We start from the raw sequence: 20,237 nt of genomic DNA, 5'->3' as shown, positions 1-20,237 counted from the left end.
AGGGGCGCCTCCCGAGGCGCGCGCCCGTGGTGCCGGGCGAGTTCGCGCCACAGGCGCGCTGTCCGAGCCCGGCGCCACGGGCCGCGCCCCAGGCCGTGGCTCCTCTCGCCCGCCCCATGAGACGGGGCTGTAAAATCCTACTTGCAAGGTAGGTTTTGACGTGGCACTCTCTTTACTATGTCAGCGACGGGGCCCGCACGGGGGTGCGGCCGTCGCACCGAGGGAGGAACCATGCACGCATCCAGCAAGATCGAGGACCTCATTGGGTCCACGCCGCTCGTCGACCTGTCCGCGCTCGCGGGAGGCGCCGCCACCATCCTGGGCAAGTGCGAGAGCGCCAACCCCGGCGGCTCGGCCAAGGACCGCATCGCGCGCGCCATGCTCGACGCCGCCGAGCGCAACGGAAGCCTGCGCCCCGGCGGCACCGTGATCGAGCCCACGAGCGGCAACACCGGCGTGGGCCTCGCGATGCTCTGCGCGGCGCGCGGCTACAAGATGACCCTCGTGATGCCCGAGACGATGTCGGTCGAGCGCCGCCGCCTCGCGGCTGCCTACGGCGCGAAGATCGTGCTCACGCCCGGCGACAAGGGCATGTCCGGCGCCGTCGAGCGCGCCGAGGAGCTGTGCCACGAGACGCCCGGCTCGATCGTGGCCGGCCAGTTCACCAACCCCGCCAACCCGCAGGCGCACTACGAGACCACCGGCCCCGAGATCTGGGCCGACACCGACGGCGACGTCGACATCCTGGTCGCGGGCGTCGGCACCGGCGGCACCATCTCGGGCGCGGCGCGCTTCCTCAAGGAGAAGAGCCCGGCCGTTCTCGCCGCGGCCGTCGAGCCCGCGGAGTCTCCCGTGCTCTCGGGAGGGGCGCCCGGGGCCCACGGCATTCAGGGCATCGGAGCCGGCTTCGTGCCGAAGACCTATGACGCCTCGGTCGTCGACGAGGTCATGCCCGTCGAGACCGAGGACGCCTTCCAGATGAAGGACCGCCTCGCGAGCGAGCTCGGCCTGCTCGTGGGCATCTCGTCGGGCGCTGCCGCGAGCGCCGCCGTGGAGCTTGCCGGCCGCGCCGAGAACGCGGGCAAGACCATCGTGTGCATCCTGCCCGACACCGGCGAACGCTACCTCTCGGTGAGGGCATGACGACGCTCGCGGCCGAGCGGCCGCTCGGCAACGCGGCCGACGACGACTTCGACGGAGAGGGAGGCGAGATGACGACGGGCGAGACCAGGCACTCCGGCCTTCGCACGCACGAGGACTCCGGGTCCGCGCCGGAGGGCGGCAGCATGTCGCTCTTCGCGCTCATGCGCGAGGACGCCCAAGCCGCGTTCGAGCGCGACCCCGCGGCGAGCTCCCTGTCGGACATCGTGCTCTTCTCGACCGGCACCCACATCGTGTGGGCGCACCGCCGCCACCACTGGCTATGGACGCACGGCTGGCGCCGCACCGCGCTCTGGCTCGCCAAGCGCATGCGCCGTCGCCTGGGCGCCGACATCCACCCGGCCGCGCAGATCGGCCGGCGCCTCACGATCGACCACGGGTTTGGCGTCGTCATCGGCGGGACGTCCGTCATCGGCGACGACTGCCTCATCTACCAGAACGCGACGCTGGGCATGACCGGCAAGCACGGCGGCAAGCGCCACCCGACGCTCGGCAACGGCGTGATGGTGGGTGCGCACGCGACGCTGCTCGGCGACATCTCCGTCGGCGACCACGCGAAGGTCGCGGCCGGCTCGGTGGTCGTGCATGACGTGCCGAGCGACGTGACCGTGGCCGGCGTGCCCGCCAAGGTCGTGCGCGACCGAAGGTTCTGCGGGTCGTGCCTCGTGCGCTACGGCGTCGACCCGGAGTCGCTCGACAGCGAGGACGTCCGCTGGAGCTGCGGGCTGTAGGCGCGGCTGCGGGCACGCCGCACGGCGGCGCTACTGCCAGCGAACGATCTCGCCTGTGGCGACCTGCACGGCCTCCTCGGGGTCGTCGGTCATGAAGGCGAGGTGGGCGTCCATCTGCGCGACGTTTCCGGCCGCGGCCACGGTGTAGCGCAGCCACTCGAAGAGGCCGGCCCAGTAGTCGCAGCCGAAAAAGGCCACCGGCGTGCGCTTGATCTTGTGGGTCTGGGCCATCGTGAGCAGCTCGAACGCCTCGTCGAGGGTGCCCAGCCCGCCGGGACAGATGATGGCGCCCTGCGAGTACTTGAGGAACATGGTCTTGCGCACGAAGAAGTAGCGGAAGCTCATGCCCAGGTTGACGAAGTCGTTGATGCCCTGCTCGAGCGGGAGCTCGATGCCGAGCCCGACCGAGACGCCACCCTCCTCGGAGGCGCCGCGGTTGGCGGCCTCCATGATGCCGGGGCCGCCGCCGGTGATCGTGGCGACGCCGGCCTTAGCGAGCAGGGAGCCGATGCGCACGCCCTGCTGGTACAGCGGGTCCTCGCGCGACGTGCGCGCCGAACCGAACACGGCCACGGCCGGGCCCAGGCCCGCAAGCGCGTCGAACCCCTCGACGAACTCCGACTGGATGCGCATGGCGCGCCACGGGTCCTGGCTGCGCCAGTTGGCCTGCTCGGGCGCGAACATGCGCTCGCCCGAGGTCTTCTCGGGGACCATCCAGTCGCGGTAGATGACCGAGCCGCGGCGGTACGTCCCGCCGTCGGGCCAGCCGTCGCGCGAGGCCTCGCCGGCGCTCGCGCCGGCGGGCACGCCGGGCTCGCCGGCGAGGTCGGCGCCCTGCCCCGGGCGGGCCTCGGCGGCGGCGCGCGGGCTCTTCTCGTCATGCGTGGTATCAGGCATGGTGACCCCCTTTGCAGAGAGGATTCGTCAAAGACGCGAGGTTGTGCGCCAGGCGGTGCAGCGGGCAGTGCGCTAGGCGGCCTGCTTGGCGGTTCGCCTCTCGATGGCCGAGAAGAGCGCCGGCGCCACGTACATCCCGCCCAGGAACGTGAGGCAGTACCTAACGAAGGTGCCCGCGAAGGGGCCAGGCAGCGCGCCCTGGAGCGCCTTGCCGATGACCACGTGCAGCAAAAGCACGCAGACGACGCCCACGAGGACGCGGACCACGCGCTGGCGCGCGACGAGGCCGTCGGTCGAGAAGCCCACGAAGCGGCGCTCGAGGAACCATCCGACGAGGAAGCCCACGAAGATGCCGCCGGCCTTGTAGCAGTCGACCGTCATCTCGATGGGGTCGACGAGCAGCTTCCCGTCGGCGTAGTCCATGGGATAGGGCTTGACCGTCACGTAGACGAGGAACGCCGCAGCGAAGGCCAGGCCGCAGACGAGCACGATGCGGTCGCGCCCCTCGGCGGCGTCGGCCCAGGAGAGCAGCGCCTGCGAGAGGGCGATCATGAGGCAGCCCTCGACAAGGCCGACGAGGACGTCCTGCGGTGTGTGGCAGCCTAGGAACAGGCGGGAGAATATGACGACCAGCACGAACGTGCCCGTGAGGACGAGGGGCCAGACGAGCTTGCGCCAGGCCCAGCCGAGCGCGCCGATCGCCGTGGTCGCGGTGAGGGTGTGGCCGCTCGGGAAGGAGTAGCCCGTCGCACCCTCGATCGCCTTGCTCGACGCGACGATGCGCGAGTCGCGCACCCAGGGACGATAGGCGCACACGGTGTTCTTCACGAGCTGGTTGACGGTGTTGCCCAGCGCGAACGACGTGATGGCTACCGAGCCCTTCGTCTTGTCGACGCACCAGAAGATCGCGAACGGGATGACGAGGAACAGCGCGTTGACGGCGGCGGCAGAGGCGGTCGCAAAGAAGTTCTCGACGCCGGGGCCGGCGGCCTCGCGCAGGCCCTGCAGCCACAGGAGAATGTTGATGTCCATGTGATACCTCCGGTTGGTAGCACCGCGTGACATGGTGGGGGCCCATGGGCGCCGCGCGCCCTGGCCATGGCTGCATTCTAGCCAAACCCAGGCACCTGACCCGCAGCCTGGGCGCGGAATGCGCGTTCGCGTCGCCGTGCGGAGGGCCGCGAGCATGGCGGGGCCGCGCTCCCCCGAGGCGGCGCCTAGCGCGCGGCGTGCTCGTCTCGCCAGCGGCACATCATCTCGTTGGTGAGACTGAGGTCGTCGCCCTGGCCGGCGATGTCCTCCGGCGCGACCCAGGCCGCGCGGCCGAGCTCCTCGGCGTCCATGTGCAGGGTGGGGTCGCCGTCGACGTCGCACCAGAAGCCGGCCAGGACGTCGCCCGCGACGCCCCAGGGCTGCGACTTGTAGTACTCGATGTTCTTGACGGAGATGCCGAGCTCCTCGCGGACCTCGCGGCGGACGCACTCCTCGAGGGTCTCGCCGATCTCGACGAAGCCCGCGACGAGGGCGTCGATCGGCGCGTAGCGGCCGGCGGCGTAGCGCGTGAGCACGATCCGGTTGCGCTCGGGGTCGCGCACGCACACGATGACGGCGGGGTTGAGCCGCGGGAACACGAGGGCGCCGCAGCTGGGGCACTCCATCGCGCGCAGGGTGTCGTGGCGGCGCAGCGCGGTGCCGCACGTGCCGCAGAAGCGGTTGGACGCGTACCAGCCGGCCAGGTGGACGGCCGTGTAGACGAGGTACATCTGCTCATGGGTGCCGCGGCGCTCGAGGCGAAGCGTCCTGTTGTGGGTGAGCTCGAAGCCGGCCGGGACCTCGGCGCGGCCGCAGTCCGGCGCAAGCCAGACGCGCTCTCCCCCGATCTCGAACAGGTAGGTAAGGTCGGCGAGAAGAGCCTCGCCGACGTCGACGCCCACGCGGGGCAGCTCGAAGGTCGCAGTCGGTGCGTCGCCCACGAGGCGCACGGCGACCTCCTGCCCGCGCACGAAGGCGACGACGTCGCCGAGTTCGGGGGTGGCGTCGGGCAGGTACTCGTTGGCGAGCCTGGCGGGTGCGATGTCCTGGATCATGCGCGGCCTTTCGGGTGGAGGCAAAAGCTATCAGACCAAAGCTTAGCGCTCTGGCCGCGCAAGGGCTGGCGGTGTCGCACGCTAGGCGCCGGCGCCGTACAGGACGAGAATGACGTCCATGTCGGCACCTGCGTCCGTGGCAAGGAAGGACTCGATGGTCTCGGTCGCGACGACAAGGGCCTCGTCCTTGGGGTAACCGTAGATGCCCGCCGAGATGAGGGGAAAGGCTATCGACGCGCAGCCGAGGTCGGCCGCAAGCGCAAGCGACGAGGCATAGCAGCCCGCGAGCAGCTCGCGCTCGCCACGGGAGCCGCCCTGCCAGACGGGACCGACCGCGTGGATCACGTAGCGCGCCGGCAGGTCGAAGGCGGGCGTGGCGACGGCCGACCCCGTGTCGCAGTGGCCTATCTCGTCGCACGCCGCCTGAAGGCGCGCGGCGCCAGCGGCGCGAAAGATGGCGCCGCAGACGCCACCGCCGGCGAGCAGGTGCTCGTTTGCGGCGTTGACGATGGCGTCCGCCTTGGTCCGAACTATGTCGCCGTGCACGATGCGAAGGGGCATGGTTCCTCCAGCAGGTCGTCGCTATCCGAGGGTCTGTCCGTCGGCAGTGTAGTACCAGAACGGGCACATGAAAACAATCAGGTGGAAACCATGACCCCCTCATCAGCTCAGGCCGGCATCCAGGTGGCCGAGGCGAAACGATACGCGGGCGCGAGGGGCCTTGTGACGGATTAGGGTGCTTAAGGTTGCGTTAGCGCGTTGGCGACGGCTCTAATAACAGGTTAATGGTTCTAAAGTTGCGTTAGAGCGTTTTTGAAAGCTCTAATAACAGGTTAGGGGGTCTAAAGTTGCGTTAGAATTGAATTGATTACGCTAATGACAGGTTGAGGCGACTTATCTTGCATTAGCGCTGACGGAGATCGCTCGACCCGAGGAGGGGACATGCGCATAACGGGAACGCGACAGGGAGCCCTGACCACCAACCTGCCCGGGATTGCGGAGTACCAGTCGTTTCGTCCCTCTCGGCTTGACGACGTTCTCCCCCTCTCGCTCGACAGCCAGACCACCGCAACGCTTGCCCTGTGCGCGCGCAGGATCGGCGAGATGGAGGGCATGTCGAGGTTCATTCCCAATGCGGACATGTACCTCACGATGTACGTTCGCAAGGAGGCCCTGCTCTCCTCTCAGATCGAGGGCACGCAATGCACGTTTGACGACGTGCTGGACCCGGCCGCCAAGGATGCGTGGTCGAAGGACGTCGACGAGGTCGTCAATTACGTGCGCGCCGCAGAGCTTGCAGTCAAGGAGATGGACGAGATGCCGCTTTGCGTTCGGCTCTTGCGGATGGTCCATCGCGAGCTGCTTGCGGCCGGCCGCGGCGCAGAGCGACAGCCCGGCGAGATTCGAGATTCGCAGAACTGGATAGGGCCAGCGGGATGCACGATTCAGAACGCGGCGTTTGTTCCGCCGAACGTCGACGACATGAGGGAGGCCCTCGCGGATCTCGAGCGCTTCATACACAGGGAGGACGTCGACCCCGTGATCAAGGCCGCCCTCGTCCACTACCAGTTCGAAACGATCCACCCGTTCCTCGACGGAAACGGGAGGCTTGGCCGCCTTCTCGTCACCCTATCCCTCATGAATGATGGCGTACTCACCCGCCCCATCTTCTATCCGTCCTACCAGCTCAAGCTGAACCGCACCGAGTACTACCGGCGCTTGACGCTCGTCAGGGAGCAGGGCGACTACGAGGGCTGGGTGAAGTTCTTCTGCACCTGCCTGGCGGAGAGCGCGCGTGATGCAGCGCAGTCGCTGCAGGCGCTCGTAGAGCTGCACGCCCACAGTGAGGAGCTCATCGAGAAGAACCTCGTGCGAGGGGCGGCCAATGGACACGCGCTGCTGCGGCTGCTCGAAGCGCATCCCATTGTCACGACGGCCATGGTGCGCGACGAACTCGGCGTAAGCCGAACCACGGCCGCGAGCCTCATCGATGAGTTCAGGAGCCTTGACCTGCTGCGCGAGACCGACGCCCAGAGAAAGCGCTATCGCACGTTCTGCTACGAGCCCTATCTCGAGATCCTCAGGACGGGAAGCGACCCGCTCTGATGCAAGCAGGCAGGGCGCGCGAAAAGGCACACAAACTAAGGTCGCGCCTCAAAAAAAGACAGGCAAAGAGAAAGGCCAGGGGCACGAATCCCCTGGCCTTCTAACAATCGTGGTCGGGTTGACTGGATTTGAACCAGCGACCTCTCGGTCCCGAACCGAGCGCTCTACCAAGCTGAGCCACAACCCGTAGCGTAGACACTTTAGCAGAACTCCGGCCGCGTGCCCCCGACATTGCAAAAAGACAAAAGCCGTTCACGAGAGACGACACCCGCAGCGCGGCGGGGTGCGCGACGGAGGTGCAGGCGGGTGCAGCGCGGCGAGGTGCGCTAGGACTCGGGCACCCAGGAGACGATGAGCTCCATGTCGCCCTCGAGGGTAAGGTCACCGCTTCCCGTCAGCGCGAGGAAGTGGCTGCCGCGGGACAGTTCGCTCTTCTCGGCACGGCAGGCGTCAGAACCCGCGGAGGTGACGGTTCCGCCCTCGCCCTCGATGACGGAGGCGCACATGAAGGGGTGGTCCTGTGCGAGGGTGACGGGCGCGTCGGGACGGACGCGGACGCGCGCGACCTCGAAGTACTTGCAGGTCATGAGCTTGGTGATGCCGTCGACCTCGGGGGCCGTGACCTCGCCGGAGTTCTTGAGCGGAGCGTCGTAGTCGATCACGTCGAGGCATTGCTCCATGTGGAGCTCGCGCAGGGTGCCGTCGGCCTGCGGGCGGTCGAAGTCGTAGACGCGGTAGGTGACGTCGGAGGACTGCTGGGTCTCGAGGATGAGCGCGCCCTTGACGGCGTGGACGGTCCCGGGCTCGATCGCGAAGAAGTCGCCCTTCTTGATCGGGATCTCGTGGAGCAGCTCGCCCCAGCGCTTGTCGGCGACCATCTGCGCGAACTCGTCGCGGTTATGGGCGTGCTGGCCGATCATGACGCGGGCGTCAGGCTCGGCCTCGGCGATGTACCAGCACTCGCTCTTGCCGAGCGAACCGTTCTCGTGGGCGGCGGCGTAGTCGTCGTCGGGGTGGACCTGGACGGAGAGGTAGTCGGCCACGTCGAGGATCTTGATGAGCAGCGGGAAGCGGTCCTGCGCCGGGGCCTCGCCGGCGGTGCCGCCGAAGAGCTGGGGCTCATCGGACCAGAGCTCAGAGAGGGTGCGGCCTGCGAAGTCGCCGCGCGCGACCTTGCAGTCGCCGTTGGGATGGGCGCTGATGGCCCAGCACTCGCCCACGGGGCCGTCGGGGATGGAGTAGCCAAACTCGCGGTCAAGCTTGCGGCCGCCCCATATCTTGGGGACGAAGCAAGGCTCGAAGAAGAGCAGTCCGTCGTGCTGGGTTGCCATGGTCACGTCCTTTCGTCTGCCCGGGTGGCCGGGCGGCTCGTGCTCAAACAGCAACCATGGTAGCGCGGAGCGGCGCGCGCACGCGTCAGGAGATTTCCGCGGGGAGGGAGAAAAGTGAGGGATGTGATGTGGGGCGGCCGAGGCGCGGCCCGAGGGCCGAGCCGAGGGACGGCTCGAGGACGTGCCGGCCTACGCGAGGTCGTGAGCGGAGGCGCCGACCGTGCGCGTGGCGGCGGACCACCAGCCGCGGTCCTTGGCGGCAAGGGCAAGCCCGCTGGCCGTCGACGCGGAGTCGCACAGGGCGAAGACGCAGCTGCCCGAGCCGCAGACCTGGGCGCCGAGCACCCCCGAGGAGGAGGCGAGCCAGGCCATGATCTTCTCGTCGTCGGGAACGAGACGGCAGGCCACGGGACCGAGATTGTTGTAGAGATTGGCGGCGACGGCCTCGACGTCGCGGGCGCGCAGAGCGGCGCACATCGCGTCAGGCGAGGGCGGGGCCGTGGGAGCCTCGTCGAAGGTCGCGTACGCCGTGGCGGTCGAGACGCCGTCGTCGGGACGCACGAGCACGACGGGCACATCGCCCAGCTCGGGGAAGGACTCGCTCAGGACGTCGCCCGCACCGGACAGGTAGGACGGGGTCGGGTCGAGGAAGAACGGGACGTCGGCGCCGACGGAGCGCGCGACGGAGACCACGAGCTCACTGGTGGGGTCGATGCCCCAGCGGCGCGAGAGTGCGATGAGCACGGAGGCCGCATCGGACGACGACCCGCCGAGGCCGCTCTGAGGAAGCACGCCCTTCTCGACAGAGACGACGACGCGGTCCTCGCGACGCAGCGCGGTGCGCAGGCGCGAGGCGGCGAGCCAGGCGGTGTTCTTGCGGAAGGGGATGCCGACGTCCTCGCTCATGCGCAGCTGGACGCCCTCCGCCTCGGCCGGCAGGTCGACGGTGGCGGGCAGGTCGCCCACGCGGACGACGTCGCCGAGGTCGAGTGCGGCCATGACGGAATCGGCCCGGTGGTAGCCGCGGCCATCACGCCCGGGATGGATCCCGAGGTGAAGGTTGACCTTGATCGGCGCCCTGAGCGTCATGGGGTTTGGAATGCGAACGTCAGACATGAGATCCTTGCGAGGAAGCGGCCCGCCGGCGTTCGCGCATGCGCCACGCGACCGGCCGCCTCAACCCTGGCAGCCTACTGCTGCTCCTCCTCGGTGCTGAAGTCGAGAATGCGCTCGCCCGTCTCGGGGTCGTAGATCTCGACGGTGCTCGTGAGGACATCGACGTACTGGTAGGACTGGCGAGCCTTGCGGCCGCGGCGCTCCTCAACCTCGACGACGAACAGGGTGGGATAGGCGCCCATGAGGGTGCCCGTGCGCTCGATGATGCGGGAGCGGCCCATGTTGGCGCGCACCTTGATGCGGCTGCCCTTGAGGGCACCGAGCTCGTCGTGAATCTGGTCTACCCTGTTTGCGGGCGGAACCTCAATCTCCATCTGTACCTCCGGAGTAATTGGCCGAGGGCGCATGGAAACCGCTCAGCCACATGCCATGCAATTTTCCATTATATGCGACACGCCGCGATTTCACGGAAAACTCCTTATACAGGGGCAGGCGCGCGTGCACAGGCAGGCCAGGGGCCGCATACGAAAGCGGGGCCGCAGACAGTCGCCTGCGGCCCCGGCCAGCTTATCGAGCGTGATTCGTTAGGCCTCGGGGCACTGGGAGAGTGCGGCCTCGTCGGCGATCACGACGCAGTTGGTGTGCAGCTGCAGGATCGAGGCGGGGCACTCGGGGTCGACGGGGCCGAAGCACATGCGGCGGACGGCCTCGGCCTTGGCCTCGCCGCTCGCGATCACGAGGATCATGCGCGCGTACATGATGGTCTGCACGCCCATGGTGTAGGCCTGGCGCGGCACGTCCTCCTCGCGGTCGAAGAGGCGGGAGTTGGCCTTGATGGTGCTCTCGGTGAGGTCGACGCAGTGCGTGCCCTTGGAGAAGTACTTGTCGGGCTCGTTGAAGCCGATGTGACCGTTGTTGCCGATGCCGAGGAGCTGCAGGTCGGGGTAGCCGGCGTCATGCACGAGCTTGTCGTAGTCGGCGCAGGCGGCATCGGCGTCGGGGTTGGAGCCGTCGGGCACGTGCGTGCGCGAGAGGTCGATGTTGATGTGGTCGAAGAAGTTCTTGCGCATGAAGTAGTGGTAGCTCTGCGGGTCGTCGTGCGTGAGCCCGCGGTACTCGTCGAGGTTGTAGGTGCTGACCTCGCTGAAGTCGACGTCGCCGCGATCGCACCAGCGAATGAGCTGCTTGTAGGCGGCGAGCGGCGTGGTGCCGGTGGCCAGGCCAAGCACACTGTCGGGCTTGAGGATGACCTGGGCGGAGATGATGTTGGCGGCCTTGCGGCTCATGTCGTCGTAGTCGGTGGTGCGAATGATGCGCATAGCTTCCTCCCTTGTGTCGGGTCGGACCTACGCCAGGCGGCGAAGGATCTCCTTGTCTGTTTGCCCCACATGGTAGCGCCTGGGCCATAGGGGGCAACGACCGTCGGCCGAGGTCACGCTATCCCTACAGCAGCGGCCGCGGACCCTTGGCTAGAGCTTGGAGCGCAGGTCCTCGAGGGCGTGGAAGCGGTGGGAGATCGAGTTCTTCTCGTCGGGCGTGAGCTCGGCCATGGTCTTGCCGGGCGTGTCGTCGGGAAGGAACAGCGGGTCGTAGCCGAAGCCGTTGTCGCCGCGCCGCTCGAAGCCGATGCGCCCCTCGCAGTCGCCGTCGCCGCGAAGCACGCCCTCTCCGTCCTCGTCGCGCTCGACGAGCACGACGGTGGAGTGGAAGCGGGCGCTGCGCTCGGGCTCGGCCACGTCGGCGAGCTCGTGCAGGAGCTTGTCGTTGTTGGCGTCGTCGTTGCCGTGCTCGCCGGCATAGCGCGCCGAGAAGATCCCGGGTGCGCCGTCGAGGGCGTCGACCACGAGGCCCGAGTCGTCCGCGACGGCGAGGGCGAGGCCCGTCTCGTCCAGCGCGGCGCGTGCCTTGATGAGGGCGTTGTCGAAGAAGGTCTCGCCGTCCTCGACGGGGTCGTCGAAGTCGCCGAGCTCGCCGAGGGCGACGAAGCGCACGTCGGAGAGGCTCTTCGAGAGGATCGCCTCGATCTCGGAGAGCTTGTGGGCGTTGCCGGTCGCGACCACGATGGTGCGCGCGGGGTCGAGGGTGTTGATGTCGATGGCCATGGGGCTCCTTTGGTCGGGGTTGGCGTGGGCGGGCGCGAGGCTAGTCGCGGAAGGCGGTCACCTGGTTCTGCAGGTCGCAGAGGCGGGCGATGGCGGCCTGCCCCATGTCGAGCAGGTCGTTCAGCTGGGCGCGGTCGATCGTGGAGCGCTCGCCGGTGCCCTGGACCTCGACGATGCCGCCGGCCTCGGTGCCGACGAGGTTGAGGTCGACCTGGGCGTGGCTGTCCTCGGGGTAGTCGAGGTCGAGCAGGAGCTCGTCGTTGACGAGGCCCATCGAGATGGCCGCGACCTGGCCGGTGAGCGGGTGTCGCTTGATGAGATCACGCTCGAGCATCGAGTCGAGGGCGTCGTGCAGGGCGACCCAGGCGCCGGTGATCGAAGCGGTGCGGGTGCCGCCGTCGGCCTGGATCACGTCGCAGTCGCAGGTGATGGTGTACTCGCCGAGCTTGTTGAGGTCGCACACGGCGCGCAGGCTCCGGCCGATGAGGCGCTCGATCTCCATGGAGCGGCCCTTGCGCTTGCCGATCTCGCGCTTGGTGCGGCGGTTGGTGGACGCGGGGAGCATCGCGTACTCGGCGGTCACCCAGCCGGAGCGGCTGCCCTTGCGCCAGGCGGGCACGCCCTCCTCCACGCTGGCCGTGCACAGGACGCGGGTGTTGCCGAACTCGGCCATGCAGGAGCCGTCGGCGTTCATCATGACGTCGCGGGTGAGCTTGACGGGGCGCATCTCGTTGTTGGCGCGGTCGAACGAGCGCGCGGGGGCGATCTTGTCAGCCATCGGACCTCCGATTGTCGGCGCCGGCGGGCGCCTCGCTTGCATCTTTCTTCTACTGGCATGGTAGTCGCATGCGGCGCACGCGCCGAGGACGCGTCCGCGCGTGCGTAAAACCAACAGTACGAGAAGAGCCGCCTGCCACGCGGCAGACGGCTCGGGATTGCTGGTTCGCCTTGGTTGGGCGCGGGGCCTGGCCCCAGGCTCTTCTCGGCTACTTGCGGTGCTCGCGGTAGTAGGCGATGAGCGCCTTGGTGGAGGCGTCCTGCCCGGCGAGGGCCTCGTCGTCGTGGAAGGCGGGCGTGATCTGCTTGGCGAGCTGCTTGCCGAGCTCGACGCCCCACTGGTCGTAGGAGTCGAGGCCCCAGACCGTGCCCTCGACGAAGGTGATGTGCTCGTAGAGGGCGATGAGCTCGCCGAGCGCGTGGGCGTTGAGCTCGTTGCCGAAGATCGAGGTGGTCGGGCGGTTGCCCTCGAAGACGCGGGCGGGGACCATCCACTCGGGCGTGCCCTCGGCGCGGACCTCCTCGGCGGTCTTGCCGAACGCGAGGGCCTTGGTCTGCGCGAGGAAATTGCCGAGGAAGAGCTCGTGGACGTCCTGCTCGCCGTCCTTGGTGGGGTTGGGCGTGTTGGCGAACGCGATAAAGTCGGCAGGGATCATGCGCGTGCCCTGATGGATGAGCTGGTAGAAGGCGTGCTGGCCGTTGGTGCCGGCCTCGCCCCAGAAGATCTCGCCCGTCTCGGAGGTGACCGGCGTGCCGTCCCAGCGGGTCGACTTGCCGTTGGACTCCATGGTCAGCTGCTGCAGGTAGGCCGGGAAGCGGTGCAGGTACTGGTCGTACGGGAGGACGGCGTGGCTCTCGGCCTTGTGGAAGTTGACGTACCAGACGTTGATGAGGCCCATGAGGGCGACGACGTTCTGCTCGAGCGGCTGCTCGCAGAAGAGTCGGTCCATCTCGTGGAAGCCGGCGAGGAAGTCCTTGAACATCTGGGGGCCGAAGGCGATGATCAGCGACAGGCCGACCGCGGCGTCGACGGAGTAGCGGCCGCCGACCCAGCTCCAGAAGCCGAAGGCGTTGTCGGGGTCGATGCCGAACTCGGAGACGAGCTCGAGGTTGGTGGAGACGGCGACGAAGTGCTTCTTGATCGCGTCGGCGACGGAGGCATCGGAGCCGTCGATGGCGCCCTGGGCCTTGAGGGAGTCGAGCAGCCAGGTCTTGGCCTCGCGCGCGTTGGTCATGGTCTCGAGCGTGGTGAAGGTCTTGGAGACGACGACCATGAGGGTGGTCTCGGGGTCGAGGCCGCGGACCTTCTCGGCCATGTCGTTGGGGTCGATGTTGGAGACGTAGCGCACGGAGATGCCGGCGTCGGCGTAGGGCTTGAGGGCCTCGTACACCATGACCGGGCCGAGGTCGGAGCCGCCGATGCCGATGGAGACGACGTCGGTGATCTTCTTGCCGGTCACGCCGGTCCAGGAGCCGGAGCGAACCTGCTCGGCGAAGGCGTACATGCGGTCGAGCACCTCGTGCACGTCGGCGACGGCGTCCTGGCCGTCGACGATGAGCGAGCCGGCCTCGGAGGCGGGGCGGCGCAGCGCGGTGTGAAGGACGGCGCGGTCCTCGGTGGTGTTGATGTGGACGCCGGAGAACATCTGGTCGCGCCTGGCCTCGAGGCCGACGGCCTTGCCGAGGGCGACGAGCAGCTTGATGGTCTCGTCGTTCACCAGGTTCTTCGAGAGGTCGAAGTGGAGGTCGGACGTGTCGAACGAGAGCTTCTTGACGCGCTGCGGGTCGTTCGCGAACCACGACTTGAGCCCGACGCCCGAGCTCTTGATGCGGTCAAAGTGGTCCTGCAGTGCGCGCCACTCAGGGGTCTGGGTCGCGTCAATCGGTGCGGTGACGTCTGCCATGCTTCTCCTCCTGCACGCGCCGGCCAGCCCGGCGCAACGTGTCCGGTCGCGAGTCAACCGGAGCCAAAACAGTCCGTTGGACATTTTACCGCGACATGCGCCCTTGATGGATACCGCTCGCAAAACAGCAGGGCGGATGTCCTAGTACGGCTCGCCCTGGGGCGGGACCTGCTTGAGGCGGGCCCACATGACCTGCTTCTGCTTGGGGTCGGCCAGCGCGGCGGCGAAGTCGCCCAGGTTGAGGAAGCGCATGCCGAGCACGACCGCGACCACGCCCTCGTCGAGCATGGCCTCGCTCAGGTCGCGCACCTCGGTGAGCTCCTCGACGTACGTCTCGCGCAGCGCCTGCGCAGAGGGCTCGTCGCAGGCGATCACGGTCTGCGGGTCGAGTGCGCAGATCGCACGGCGGAGCAGCGCCGGGGCGATGGCCCCTCCCCCGTCCACGACCGTCGAGAGCGCGACCCAGTCCTGCGGCTGGTAGCCCAGGGCCCGAAGCGACGCGCGCAGGGCGTCGCCGTCCGTGCCGGCGAGCAGCCCCTCGTCGCCGGCCGGCGCCTGCGCCTTGAGGAACAGCACGGGCGAGAAGGCGTTGCCGGCCATGGTGAGGCCGTCCCTGGCAAGGTCCTCGAGCTCGGCCTTGCTCTTCTCGACATAGGCCTGGGTCCTCGGCTGCGTCATGCCGAAGCCGTCCGCGCCCATCCCGTCTGCCATGTGAACCTCCCGCGCTGTGAATTTGTCGTGCACGATGATTCTAGCGCGAGGAGACGTCCCAAGTGGGTATAAGCGACACAACGGAAAAGCCGGGCGCATTGCGTCCAGACGAAAGGAAGCAGCCATGGCAGAGGCAATCACCGCGGCGAACTTCGACGACATCATCAACAACAGCGACAAGGCCGTCCTCGTTGACTTCTGGGCCTCCTGGTGCGGCCCGTGCCGCGCGCTTGGCCCCGTGATCGAGCAGGTCGCGGAGGAGCTCTCCGAGAAGGTCGTCCTCTACAAGTGCAACGTCGACGACGAGGCCGAGCTGGCGCAGCGGTTCCAGATCGTCTCCATCCCGACGATGATGCTCTTCAAGGGCGGCAAGCCCGTCCACACGATGGTCGGCAACATGCCCAAGGCCGAGATCGTGGCCGAGCTCGAGGCGAACGCCTAGCGCCCACCCAGGCACACAACGCGCAAAGAATGGCTGGGGCCATGCGGTCCCAGCCTTTTTCTTGCGCGTGCGAGAAGAGCCCAGCCTTTGCCGCCAGACGCTCGGGTCGCCGCCTACTCCTCGTCGAGGCGGATGATCCTGGCCGAGACGATCTTGTTGTCCTCGACCATGATGCGGCCCATGGTGGGGCCGTCGCTGCTGCGCGGGAAGGTCGGGCTGCCGGGGTTCATCACGAGCACGCCCGTGCGGCGGTCGCGCTCGACGAAGGGCCGGTGCGTGTGGCCGCAGATCGCGACCTCGCAGGTCTCGAGGTCGAGCCGCTCGCGGTAGTGGCAGATCTCCCACCTGAGCCCCTCGGAGTAGAAGCGCGAGAGCTTCGTCACGAATGGCCCGTAGGAGTTGGCGAAGTCGTTGTTGCCCAGGCAGGCGTGGACCTCGTCGGCAAGTCCGCAGAGGGTGCGCCAGTCCGATCCCGAGCAGATGTCGCCCGCGTGGACAATGAAATCGGCCCCCTCGAGCGCCCGAAGGAGCTCGGGCGAGAGGTGGCCGTGCGTGTCAGAGATGATGTCGTAGCGCATGAACGTACTTAGAGGCCGAGGGCTCGCTTGAGCGAGACGACGCGGCGGCGGGACACGGGGATCTTCTTGCCCTCGATGCCCTTGAGGCCGAGCTGGAGGATGCCGCTCGAGATAACCTCGACGTCCTCGACGTGGTCGAGGTTCACGATGTAGCCGCGGTGCACGCGGAAGAAGCCGTGCGGCGTGAGCTTGGCCTCGAGCTTGGCCAGCGAGATGGTCGACAGGTAGCGGTCCTGGTCGGTGTAGATGCAGGAGTAGTCGTCCTTGGCCTCGATGTAGCGGATCTTGTCCACGTCGACGAAGACCTTGCGGCCGCCCTTCTCCACCGGGATGCGCTCCACGGTGTTGCGCTGCGCGCTGGGGGCGAGACGAGCCTCCACCTTGTCGAGGGCCTGCTTCAGGCGCTCGGTCTCGACGGGCTTCATCAGGTAGTCGACGGCGTCGACGCTGAACGCCTCGAGGGCGTACTCGCTGTAGGCGGTCACGAAGACGACCGCGGGCGGGTGCTTGAGCTTGTGGAGCGCGTCGGCGAGCTCCATGCCAGACGTCTTGGGCATCGAGATGTCCAAGAAGATGACGTCGGTGCGAGCCTCGGTCCCCTCCTTGCTCCTCAGCAGCGCCTCGACGGCACCGCGAGCGTTCGATGCCTCGGCAATGTTCTCGACACGTCCGGTCTCCTCGAGCAGGAACCTCAGCTCGGAGCGTGCAGGGGCTTCATCATCGACGATGAGTGCGTTCACGTGGATCACCAGCCTTCCGATGCCCTAACGATCGGGGACAGATTCGACGATAGCTATATTACCTTTAGCGGAGGGTCACGTCTAACTCGTCCTCCAAGTCGGACGGCGCCGCGCCCACGAGGCGCAGCGTGACGCTCGTACCCTCCCCCACCTTGCTCATGATCTCGACGCCCGAGCCGACGCCGTAGAAGCGCTCGATGCGCTCGGCGACGTTGCGCAGGGCGATGCCCGTGCCCTTCGCGGCGCCCGAGGCGCTCTGCGACGAGCCGTCGAGCAGGCGCTCGGCGACCGACTCGTCCATGCCGTTGCCGTCGTCGACGACGGCGAGAAGGACGTCGCCTCCGTCGAAGACCGCCTGGACGTCAATGTGCAACGGGCCCTCGTCACGCATGGCGTGGCGCACGGCGTTCTCGACAATGGGCTGCACGATGAAGCCGGGAACCATGACGTCGGCGCACCCCGGCTCGAGGGTCTCGGTCTCGACGATGCGCTCTTCTCCGAAGCGCGCCTTCTCGATCGCGAGGTAGCGCCTGGTCTGCTCGAGCTCCTCGGAGAGCGGGATGAGCGTCTGGCTGCTGCTCTCGAGCGTGCGACGGTAGAAGGAGGAGAACTCCCTCAGGACGTCGCGGGCGCGGGCCGGGTCGGTGCGCGTGAGCGCCGCTATGGTGTTGAGCGTGTTGAAGAGGAAGTGCGGGTTGATCTGCGCCTGCAGGGCCTTGACCTCGGCACGCGCCGTCAGCTCGGCCTGGCGGTCGAGCTCGTAGACGGACAGCTGCGTCGAGACGAGCTCGGCAAAGCCGCGCGCGATCGTGAGCTGCGTGCGGTCGACCTCGTGGCCGTGGCGGTAGTAGAACTTGATCGTGCCGACCGTGCGGTCGGAGACGCGCAGCGGGACGATCACGCCGATGGGATAGAGGCGCTCGGTCTCGTCCTCGAGGTCCGCCACATCGTCGCGGTCGTTGGCCTGGATCGAGAGCTCGTCCTTGTCGAGGGTGTTGAACGTCTGCATGCGGCCGCTCGCGATGACCTCGCGGGTGGGCGCCGAGATGGGCGCACCCGCGCTCGGGGTCGAGACGTCGGTCCCCACGAACGCGAGGGTCTCGGTCACGTTGGTCATCGCGACCGCCGAGGCCGTGGTCTCGGGCAACAGCAGCTGGCAGACCGAGGCGCAGCTCTCGGGCGTGAGACCGTCGACCATGTGCGAGAGCGTGCCCGACGCGACGCGCAGGGTCCGCTCGGTCGCCTGCGAGCGCAGGTCGTCGGGGATCAGCAGGCTCGACCCCGCGATGACGATGTCGATCGCGAGGCCCGCGCCGGCGAGCACCGCGGCGACGAGGTTGCTCGAGATCAGGCCCCACGAGAGGAGCGCGAGCAGAAGGACGGTCGCCACGGCGAGAAACACGTGCACAGCCGACCCGGGAAACGCCGGGGACTTACGACTCACTTGGACCTCACTTCCTCGATGCGGCGCGGCACCCCCGTGAGCAGCACCCTCTGCGCCAGCAGGCGGTTGTCCCACAGGGTCGACATGACGCGCGGCCAGTGGGTGAGAAACGCGAAGTAGCTCGACGAGACGCTGGCGGCCCAGGTGCGGGCGCGGCGGCGCTCCGAGAAGAGAATCCTCAGGTACGTGGATCGCTCGGGACCGACGATGGCGCGGCGCAGCGCGGTGTGGGCGATGCGGCGGTACGCCTCGTCGGTGAGCCAGGGCGCGGGGTACGGAAGCAGCGAGTCGGCCGAGATCTTGCGCAGGCCCACGCGGGCGTTGGCGCACCTGATCTTCTCGATCTCGTAGCTCCAGCGGTAGACGTTCTGCAGGAAGCGGTCCGCGCGGCTCGGCGTGTCGGGCGGCAGGTGCCGCACGCGCCAGGCGTTGTCGAACCAGACGTCGTAGCCGCTCATGCGCAGGTTCAGCAGGTAGTCGAGGTCCTCTCCCCTGCTGATGGTGGGGTCGAATGGCACCTTGGAGTAGGCGTCCGCGGCAACCACGAAGCAGCCGCCGCACAGGATGTTCGAGCGCGACACGCGCGTGCCCGAGAGCGCCCGGTGCATCCACTGGTTGAACTCGATGCGCTTCGACCAATAGCGCTCCGACCACTTGGCCCTCTTCACGTTGGCGTAGGGGCTGTCCTGAGCGTTCAGGTACACGCCGCTCTTGCACGCGATGGGCAGGCCCTGGCGCGTGACCGAGCCCAGCCCGTAGGCCGCGTTCACGAGGAACTCGTCGTCGAGGACCACCTCGTCGTCGTCGAGAAACACGACCACGTCGTGCCCGAGCACGGCCGCCACGGCAAGCCCCATGTTCCTGATGGCGCCGTAGCCGCGCAGCGAGATCGCGTCGGCGTCGAGGCGCGGCGCCGCCCGCTCGACCACGTCGCGCACGAGGCCGGCCTCGTAGGTGCCGATCACCACCGGGTTGAGGCTCGAGTGCATGCGGCAGATCCCGTCGACGCGCGAGCGCGCGGACTCCTCGCAGCCGGGCTCCGCGACCAGAAGCACCACCACGCGCAGCACCCCGCGGACCTTCTCGAGCGATCCAAGGCAGGTCTCCAGCTCGGGCACCGGCTTGGTGATCGGCGTCACGTGGTCGTAGACGCCGGTCTCGCCGGAGCTCATGGGCGCATCGGTCTTGGCCCAATATGAGGGGATGACGATTACGGGGTTCACCTTGGCAGGACCTCTCGTTCACGCATGGGGCCAAGGCGCCGGCAGGCCGCCTCGGCCCGGGGGCTATACTTCGTCGGACAGCCGCTCCTCGAGCGACGCGCCCTTGAGCGCATGGTAGAGCGGCAACCCCAGCACGTACATGACGACGGCCTCGCCCAGCCCCGTGGCCACCAGGCCGAACAGGAACATGGGCAGGTAGGCCCCGTCGAGCGAGATCGACGTGAAGGGGATGGTGTAGAAGCCCATGCCCTGGAGCATGAGCGGCAGGTACGCGGGCACGATCAGCGCGTTGGAGATCACGGGGCCCAGCACCGCGAGCGCGGGCCTGTCGCGGAAGCGCCACGAGAAGAGCGCGCCCAGCAGGGTCGCGAGCGAGCCGAAGCAGACGTCCAGCAGGCCGAGCGTGCCCGTGCCCGACAGCGCGATGTTGGCGACGTTGGCGATCACGCACCCCAGCGTCAGACCGGGGATCGCGTCAGAGGTGAACAGCGCCAGCACGGTCACGGCCTCCGAGATCCTGAACTGGACCGGTCCCCAGGCGAGCCCGCCCAAGAACAGCATCGCCACCAGCGACAGCGCCGCATACAGCGCGGCGATCATGGCGATGCGCGCGACGCGACGGGCGCCGAGCGCGGACTTGCTTGCAGAAGAGGTGGTGCCCTTGCTCACGAAAGACCTCCGGTGAGGGTAGTGCAGACGCATGAGACGACGTGCTTCCTATAAATCAACGTTGCCATTCTACCCCGTTGCAGCGATTTGTGGAGAAGAGCGACGCATCTCGCCCCCGCCGCCACGCGACCCCCACCGTCGATTTCCCATGAGCTCTCCCATCTCGCGCGCACGGGCCCTCGCGCGTGGTACAAATACGGTCGTCAAAGCCGCCGCGC

21 protein-coding genes and 1 tRNA gene are annotated in these 20,237 nt (G+C 68.0%); 4 read left to right on the top strand and 18 right to left on the bottom strand.

Annotation, left to right across the window (positions count from 1 at the left end):
- Nucleotides 1-231 precede the first annotated feature (231 nt).
- Together cysK and epsC are read left to right on the top strand one after the other, a co-directional pair.
- The gene (cysK, locus tag M5D76_RS02370; RefSeq protein WP_248921785.1) at nucleotides 232-1,143 is read left to right on the top strand and encodes a cysteine synthase A; all 912 of its coding nucleotides are present in this window, start codon (nucleotides 232-234) and stop codon (nucleotides 1,141-1,143) included.
- A complete protein-coding gene (gene epsC, locus M5D76_RS02365; protein ID WP_248921784.1) occupies nucleotides 1,140-1,892 on the top strand; it encodes a serine O-acetyltransferase EpsC in 753 nt (250 codons plus the stop codon). Before cysK ends, epsC begins: the two co-directional genes overlap by 4 nt.
- 30 nt (nucleotides 1,893-1,922) lie before the next feature.
- On the opposite strand, the gene M5D76_RS02360 is transcribed toward epsC, so the two are convergent.
- From M5D76_RS02360 to M5D76_RS02345, 4 genes are all read right to left on the bottom strand, one after another.
- Nucleotides 1,923-2,789, bottom strand: coding sequence for an LOG family protein (locus M5D76_RS02360; RefSeq protein ID WP_248921783.1), 867 nt, complete (start codon nucleotides 2,787-2,789; stop codon nucleotides 1,923-1,925).
- Between the two features lie 72 nt (nucleotides 2,790-2,861).
- Complete coding sequence (locus tag M5D76_RS02355) at nucleotides 2,862-3,821, bottom strand: phosphatase PAP2 family protein (protein ID WP_248921782.1); 960 nt, start codon at nucleotides 3,819-3,821, stop codon at nucleotides 2,862-2,864.
- Between the two features lie 185 nt (nucleotides 3,822-4,006).
- Nucleotides 4,007-4,876 carry an NAD(+) diphosphatase gene (locus tag M5D76_RS02350; protein WP_248921781.1) on the bottom strand — a complete coding sequence of 290 codons (870 nt, stop codon included), beginning with the start codon at nucleotides 4,874-4,876 and terminating at the stop codon, nucleotides 4,007-4,009.
- An 81-nt stretch (nucleotides 4,877-4,957) separates the two neighbouring features.
- The gene (locus M5D76_RS02345; RefSeq protein WP_248921780.1) at nucleotides 4,958-5,437 is read right to left on the bottom strand and encodes a macro domain-containing protein; all 480 of its coding nucleotides are present in this window, start codon (nucleotides 5,435-5,437) and stop codon (nucleotides 4,958-4,960) included.
- Nucleotides 5,438-5,818: 381 nt separating this feature from the next.
- Here M5D76_RS02345 and M5D76_RS02340 point away from each other — a divergent pair, with 381 nt between their 5' ends.
- Entirely contained in the window at nucleotides 5,819-6,982 is a 1,164-nt protein-coding gene (locus tag M5D76_RS02340) for a Fic family protein (RefSeq protein ID WP_248921779.1), read from the top strand.
- A 110-nt stretch (nucleotides 6,983-7,092) separates the two neighbouring features.
- On the opposite strand, the gene M5D76_RS02335 is transcribed toward M5D76_RS02340, so the two are convergent.
- The 9 genes from M5D76_RS02335 to M5D76_RS02295 all read right to left on the bottom strand — a co-directional run bounded on the left by M5D76_RS02335 (nucleotide 7,093) and on the right by M5D76_RS02295 (nucleotide 14,923).
- Nucleotides 7,093-7,169 (bottom strand) — tRNA-Pro (locus tag M5D76_RS02335).
- Between the two features lie 139 nt (nucleotides 7,170-7,308).
- The gene (locus tag M5D76_RS02330) at nucleotides 7,309-8,313 is read right to left on the bottom strand and encodes a type I phosphomannose isomerase catalytic subunit (RefSeq protein WP_248921778.1); all 1,005 of its coding nucleotides are present in this window, start codon (nucleotides 8,311-8,313) and stop codon (nucleotides 7,309-7,311) included.
- Between the two features lie 189 nt (nucleotides 8,314-8,502).
- Nucleotides 8,503-9,429 (bottom strand): 4-(cytidine 5'-diphospho)-2-C-methyl-D-erythritol kinase, encoded by a 927-nt coding sequence (locus M5D76_RS02325; RefSeq protein WP_248921777.1) that lies wholly within the window; start codon nucleotides 9,427-9,429, stop codon nucleotides 8,503-8,505.
- A gap of 74 nt (nucleotides 9,430-9,503) precedes the next feature.
- The gene (locus M5D76_RS02320) at nucleotides 9,504-9,803 is read right to left on the bottom strand and encodes a Veg family protein (protein ID WP_248921776.1); all 300 of its coding nucleotides are present in this window, start codon (nucleotides 9,801-9,803) and stop codon (nucleotides 9,504-9,506) included.
- 210 nt (nucleotides 9,804-10,013) lie between these two features.
- Entirely contained in the window at nucleotides 10,014-10,748 is a 735-nt protein-coding gene (nagB, locus tag M5D76_RS02315) for a glucosamine-6-phosphate deaminase (RefSeq protein WP_248921775.1), read from the bottom strand.
- 150 nt (nucleotides 10,749-10,898) lie between these two features.
- Nucleotides 10,899-11,531: an RdgB/HAM1 family non-canonical purine NTP pyrophosphatase gene (gene rdgB, locus M5D76_RS02310; protein WP_248921774.1), complete on the bottom strand. Its 633-nt coding sequence runs from the start codon at nucleotides 11,529-11,531 to the stop codon at nucleotides 10,899-10,901.
- 40 nt (nucleotides 11,532-11,571) lie between these two features.
- Complete coding sequence (gene rph, locus M5D76_RS02305; RefSeq protein WP_248921773.1) at nucleotides 11,572-12,309, bottom strand: ribonuclease PH; 738 nt, start codon at nucleotides 12,307-12,309, stop codon at nucleotides 11,572-11,574.
- A 208-nt stretch (nucleotides 12,310-12,517) separates the two neighbouring features.
- A complete protein-coding gene (pgi, locus tag M5D76_RS02300) occupies nucleotides 12,518-14,212 on the bottom strand; it encodes a glucose-6-phosphate isomerase (protein WP_248921772.1) in 1,695 nt (564 codons plus the stop codon).
- 141 nt (nucleotides 14,213-14,353) lie between these two features.
- A complete protein-coding gene (locus tag M5D76_RS02295; protein ID WP_248921771.1) occupies nucleotides 14,354-14,923 on the bottom strand; it encodes a hypothetical protein in 570 nt (189 codons plus the stop codon).
- A 124-nt stretch (nucleotides 14,924-15,047) separates the two neighbouring features.
- Here M5D76_RS02295 and trxA point away from each other — a divergent pair, with 124 nt between their 5' ends.
- Entirely contained in the window at nucleotides 15,048-15,365 is a 318-nt protein-coding gene (gene trxA / locus M5D76_RS02290; RefSeq protein WP_248921770.1) for a thioredoxin, read from the top strand.
- A gap of 113 nt (nucleotides 15,366-15,478) precedes the next feature.
- Here trxA and M5D76_RS02285 read toward each other — a convergent pair whose 3' ends face one another.
- The 5 genes from M5D76_RS02285 to M5D76_RS02265 form a co-directional block, all read right to left on the bottom strand.
- Entirely contained in the window at nucleotides 15,479-15,943 is a 465-nt protein-coding gene (locus M5D76_RS02285) for a metallophosphoesterase family protein (RefSeq protein ID WP_248921769.1), read from the bottom strand.
- 8 nt (nucleotides 15,944-15,951) lie between these two features.
- Nucleotides 15,952-16,683: a LytR/AlgR family response regulator transcription factor gene (locus tag M5D76_RS02280; protein ID WP_248921768.1), complete on the bottom strand. Its 732-nt coding sequence runs from the start codon at nucleotides 16,681-16,683 to the stop codon at nucleotides 15,952-15,954.
- A gap of 64 nt (nucleotides 16,684-16,747) precedes the next feature.
- The gene (locus tag M5D76_RS02275; RefSeq protein ID WP_248921767.1) at nucleotides 16,748-18,127 is read right to left on the bottom strand and encodes a sensor histidine kinase; all 1,380 of its coding nucleotides are present in this window, start codon (nucleotides 18,125-18,127) and stop codon (nucleotides 16,748-16,750) included.
- Nucleotides 18,124-19,350, bottom strand: coding sequence for a glycosyltransferase (locus M5D76_RS02270; RefSeq protein WP_248921766.1), 1,227 nt, complete (start codon nucleotides 19,348-19,350; stop codon nucleotides 18,124-18,126). The genes M5D76_RS02275 and M5D76_RS02270 overlap by 4 nt, the downstream gene beginning before the upstream one ends.
- Before the next feature lie 63 nt (nucleotides 19,351-19,413).
- A complete protein-coding gene (locus M5D76_RS02265) occupies nucleotides 19,414-20,019 on the bottom strand; it encodes a QueT transporter family protein (RefSeq protein ID WP_487250682.1) in 606 nt (201 codons plus the stop codon).
- Nucleotides 20,020-20,237: the final 218 nt, after the last annotated feature.

The sequence above is a fragment of the Olsenella intestinalis genome, assembly GCF_023276655.1.
Taxonomy (GTDB): Bacteria; Actinomycetota; Coriobacteriia; order Coriobacteriales; family Atopobiaceae; genus Olsenella_J; species Olsenella_J intestinalis.
Note: the sequence above shows the minus strand (reverse complement) of the source record. Positions and strands in the feature narration are given on the sequence as shown.

Coding starts and splice junctions, on each gene's coding strand:
- cysK (WP_248921785.1), top strand. CDS start 232: ATGCACGCATCCAGCAAGATCGAGGACCTCATTGGGTCCACGCCGCTC.
- epsC (WP_248921784.1), top strand. CDS start 1,140: ATGACGACGCTCGCGGCCGAGCGGCCGCTCGGCAACGCGGCCGACGAC.
- M5D76_RS02360 (WP_248921783.1), bottom strand. CDS start 2,789: ATGCCTGATACCACGCATGACGAGAAGAGCCCGCGCGCCGCCGCCGAG.
- M5D76_RS02355 (WP_248921782.1), bottom strand. CDS start 3,821: ATGGACATCAACATTCTCCTGTGGCTGCAGGGCCTGCGCGAGGCCGCC.
- M5D76_RS02350 (WP_248921781.1), bottom strand. CDS start 4,876: ATGATCCAGGACATCGCACCCGCCAGGCTCGCCAACGAGTACCTGCCC.
- M5D76_RS02345 (WP_248921780.1), bottom strand. CDS start 5,437: ATGCCCCTTCGCATCGTGCACGGCGACATAGTTCGGACCAAGGCGGAC.
- M5D76_RS02340 (WP_248921779.1), top strand. CDS start 5,819: ATGCGCATAACGGGAACGCGACAGGGAGCCCTGACCACCAACCTGCCC.
- M5D76_RS02330 (WP_248921778.1), bottom strand. CDS start 8,313: ATGGCAACCCAGCACGACGGACTGCTCTTCTTCGAGCCTTGCTTCGTC.
- M5D76_RS02325 (WP_248921777.1), bottom strand. CDS start 9,429: ATGTCTGACGTTCGCATTCCAAACCCCATGACGCTCAGGGCGCCGATC.
- M5D76_RS02320 (WP_248921776.1), bottom strand. CDS start 9,803: ATGGAGATTGAGGTTCCGCCCGCAAACAGGGTAGACCAGATTCACGAC.
- nagB (WP_248921775.1), bottom strand. CDS start 10,748: ATGCGCATCATTCGCACCACCGACTACGACGACATGAGCCGCAAGGCC.
- rdgB (WP_248921774.1), bottom strand. CDS start 11,531: ATGGCCATCGACATCAACACCCTCGACCCCGCGCGCACCATCGTGGTC.
- rph (WP_248921773.1), bottom strand. CDS start 12,309: ATGGCTGACAAGATCGCCCCCGCGCGCTCGTTCGACCGCGCCAACAAC.
- pgi (WP_248921772.1), bottom strand. CDS start 14,212: ATGGCAGACGTCACCGCACCGATTGACGCGACCCAGACCCCTGAGTGG.
- M5D76_RS02295 (WP_248921771.1), bottom strand. CDS start 14,923: ATGGCAGACGGGATGGGCGCGGACGGCTTCGGCATGACGCAGCCGAGG.
- trxA (WP_248921770.1), top strand. CDS start 15,048: ATGGCAGAGGCAATCACCGCGGCGAACTTCGACGACATCATCAACAAC.
- M5D76_RS02285 (WP_248921769.1), bottom strand. CDS start 15,943: ATGCGCTACGACATCATCTCTGACACGCACGGCCACCTCTCGCCCGAG.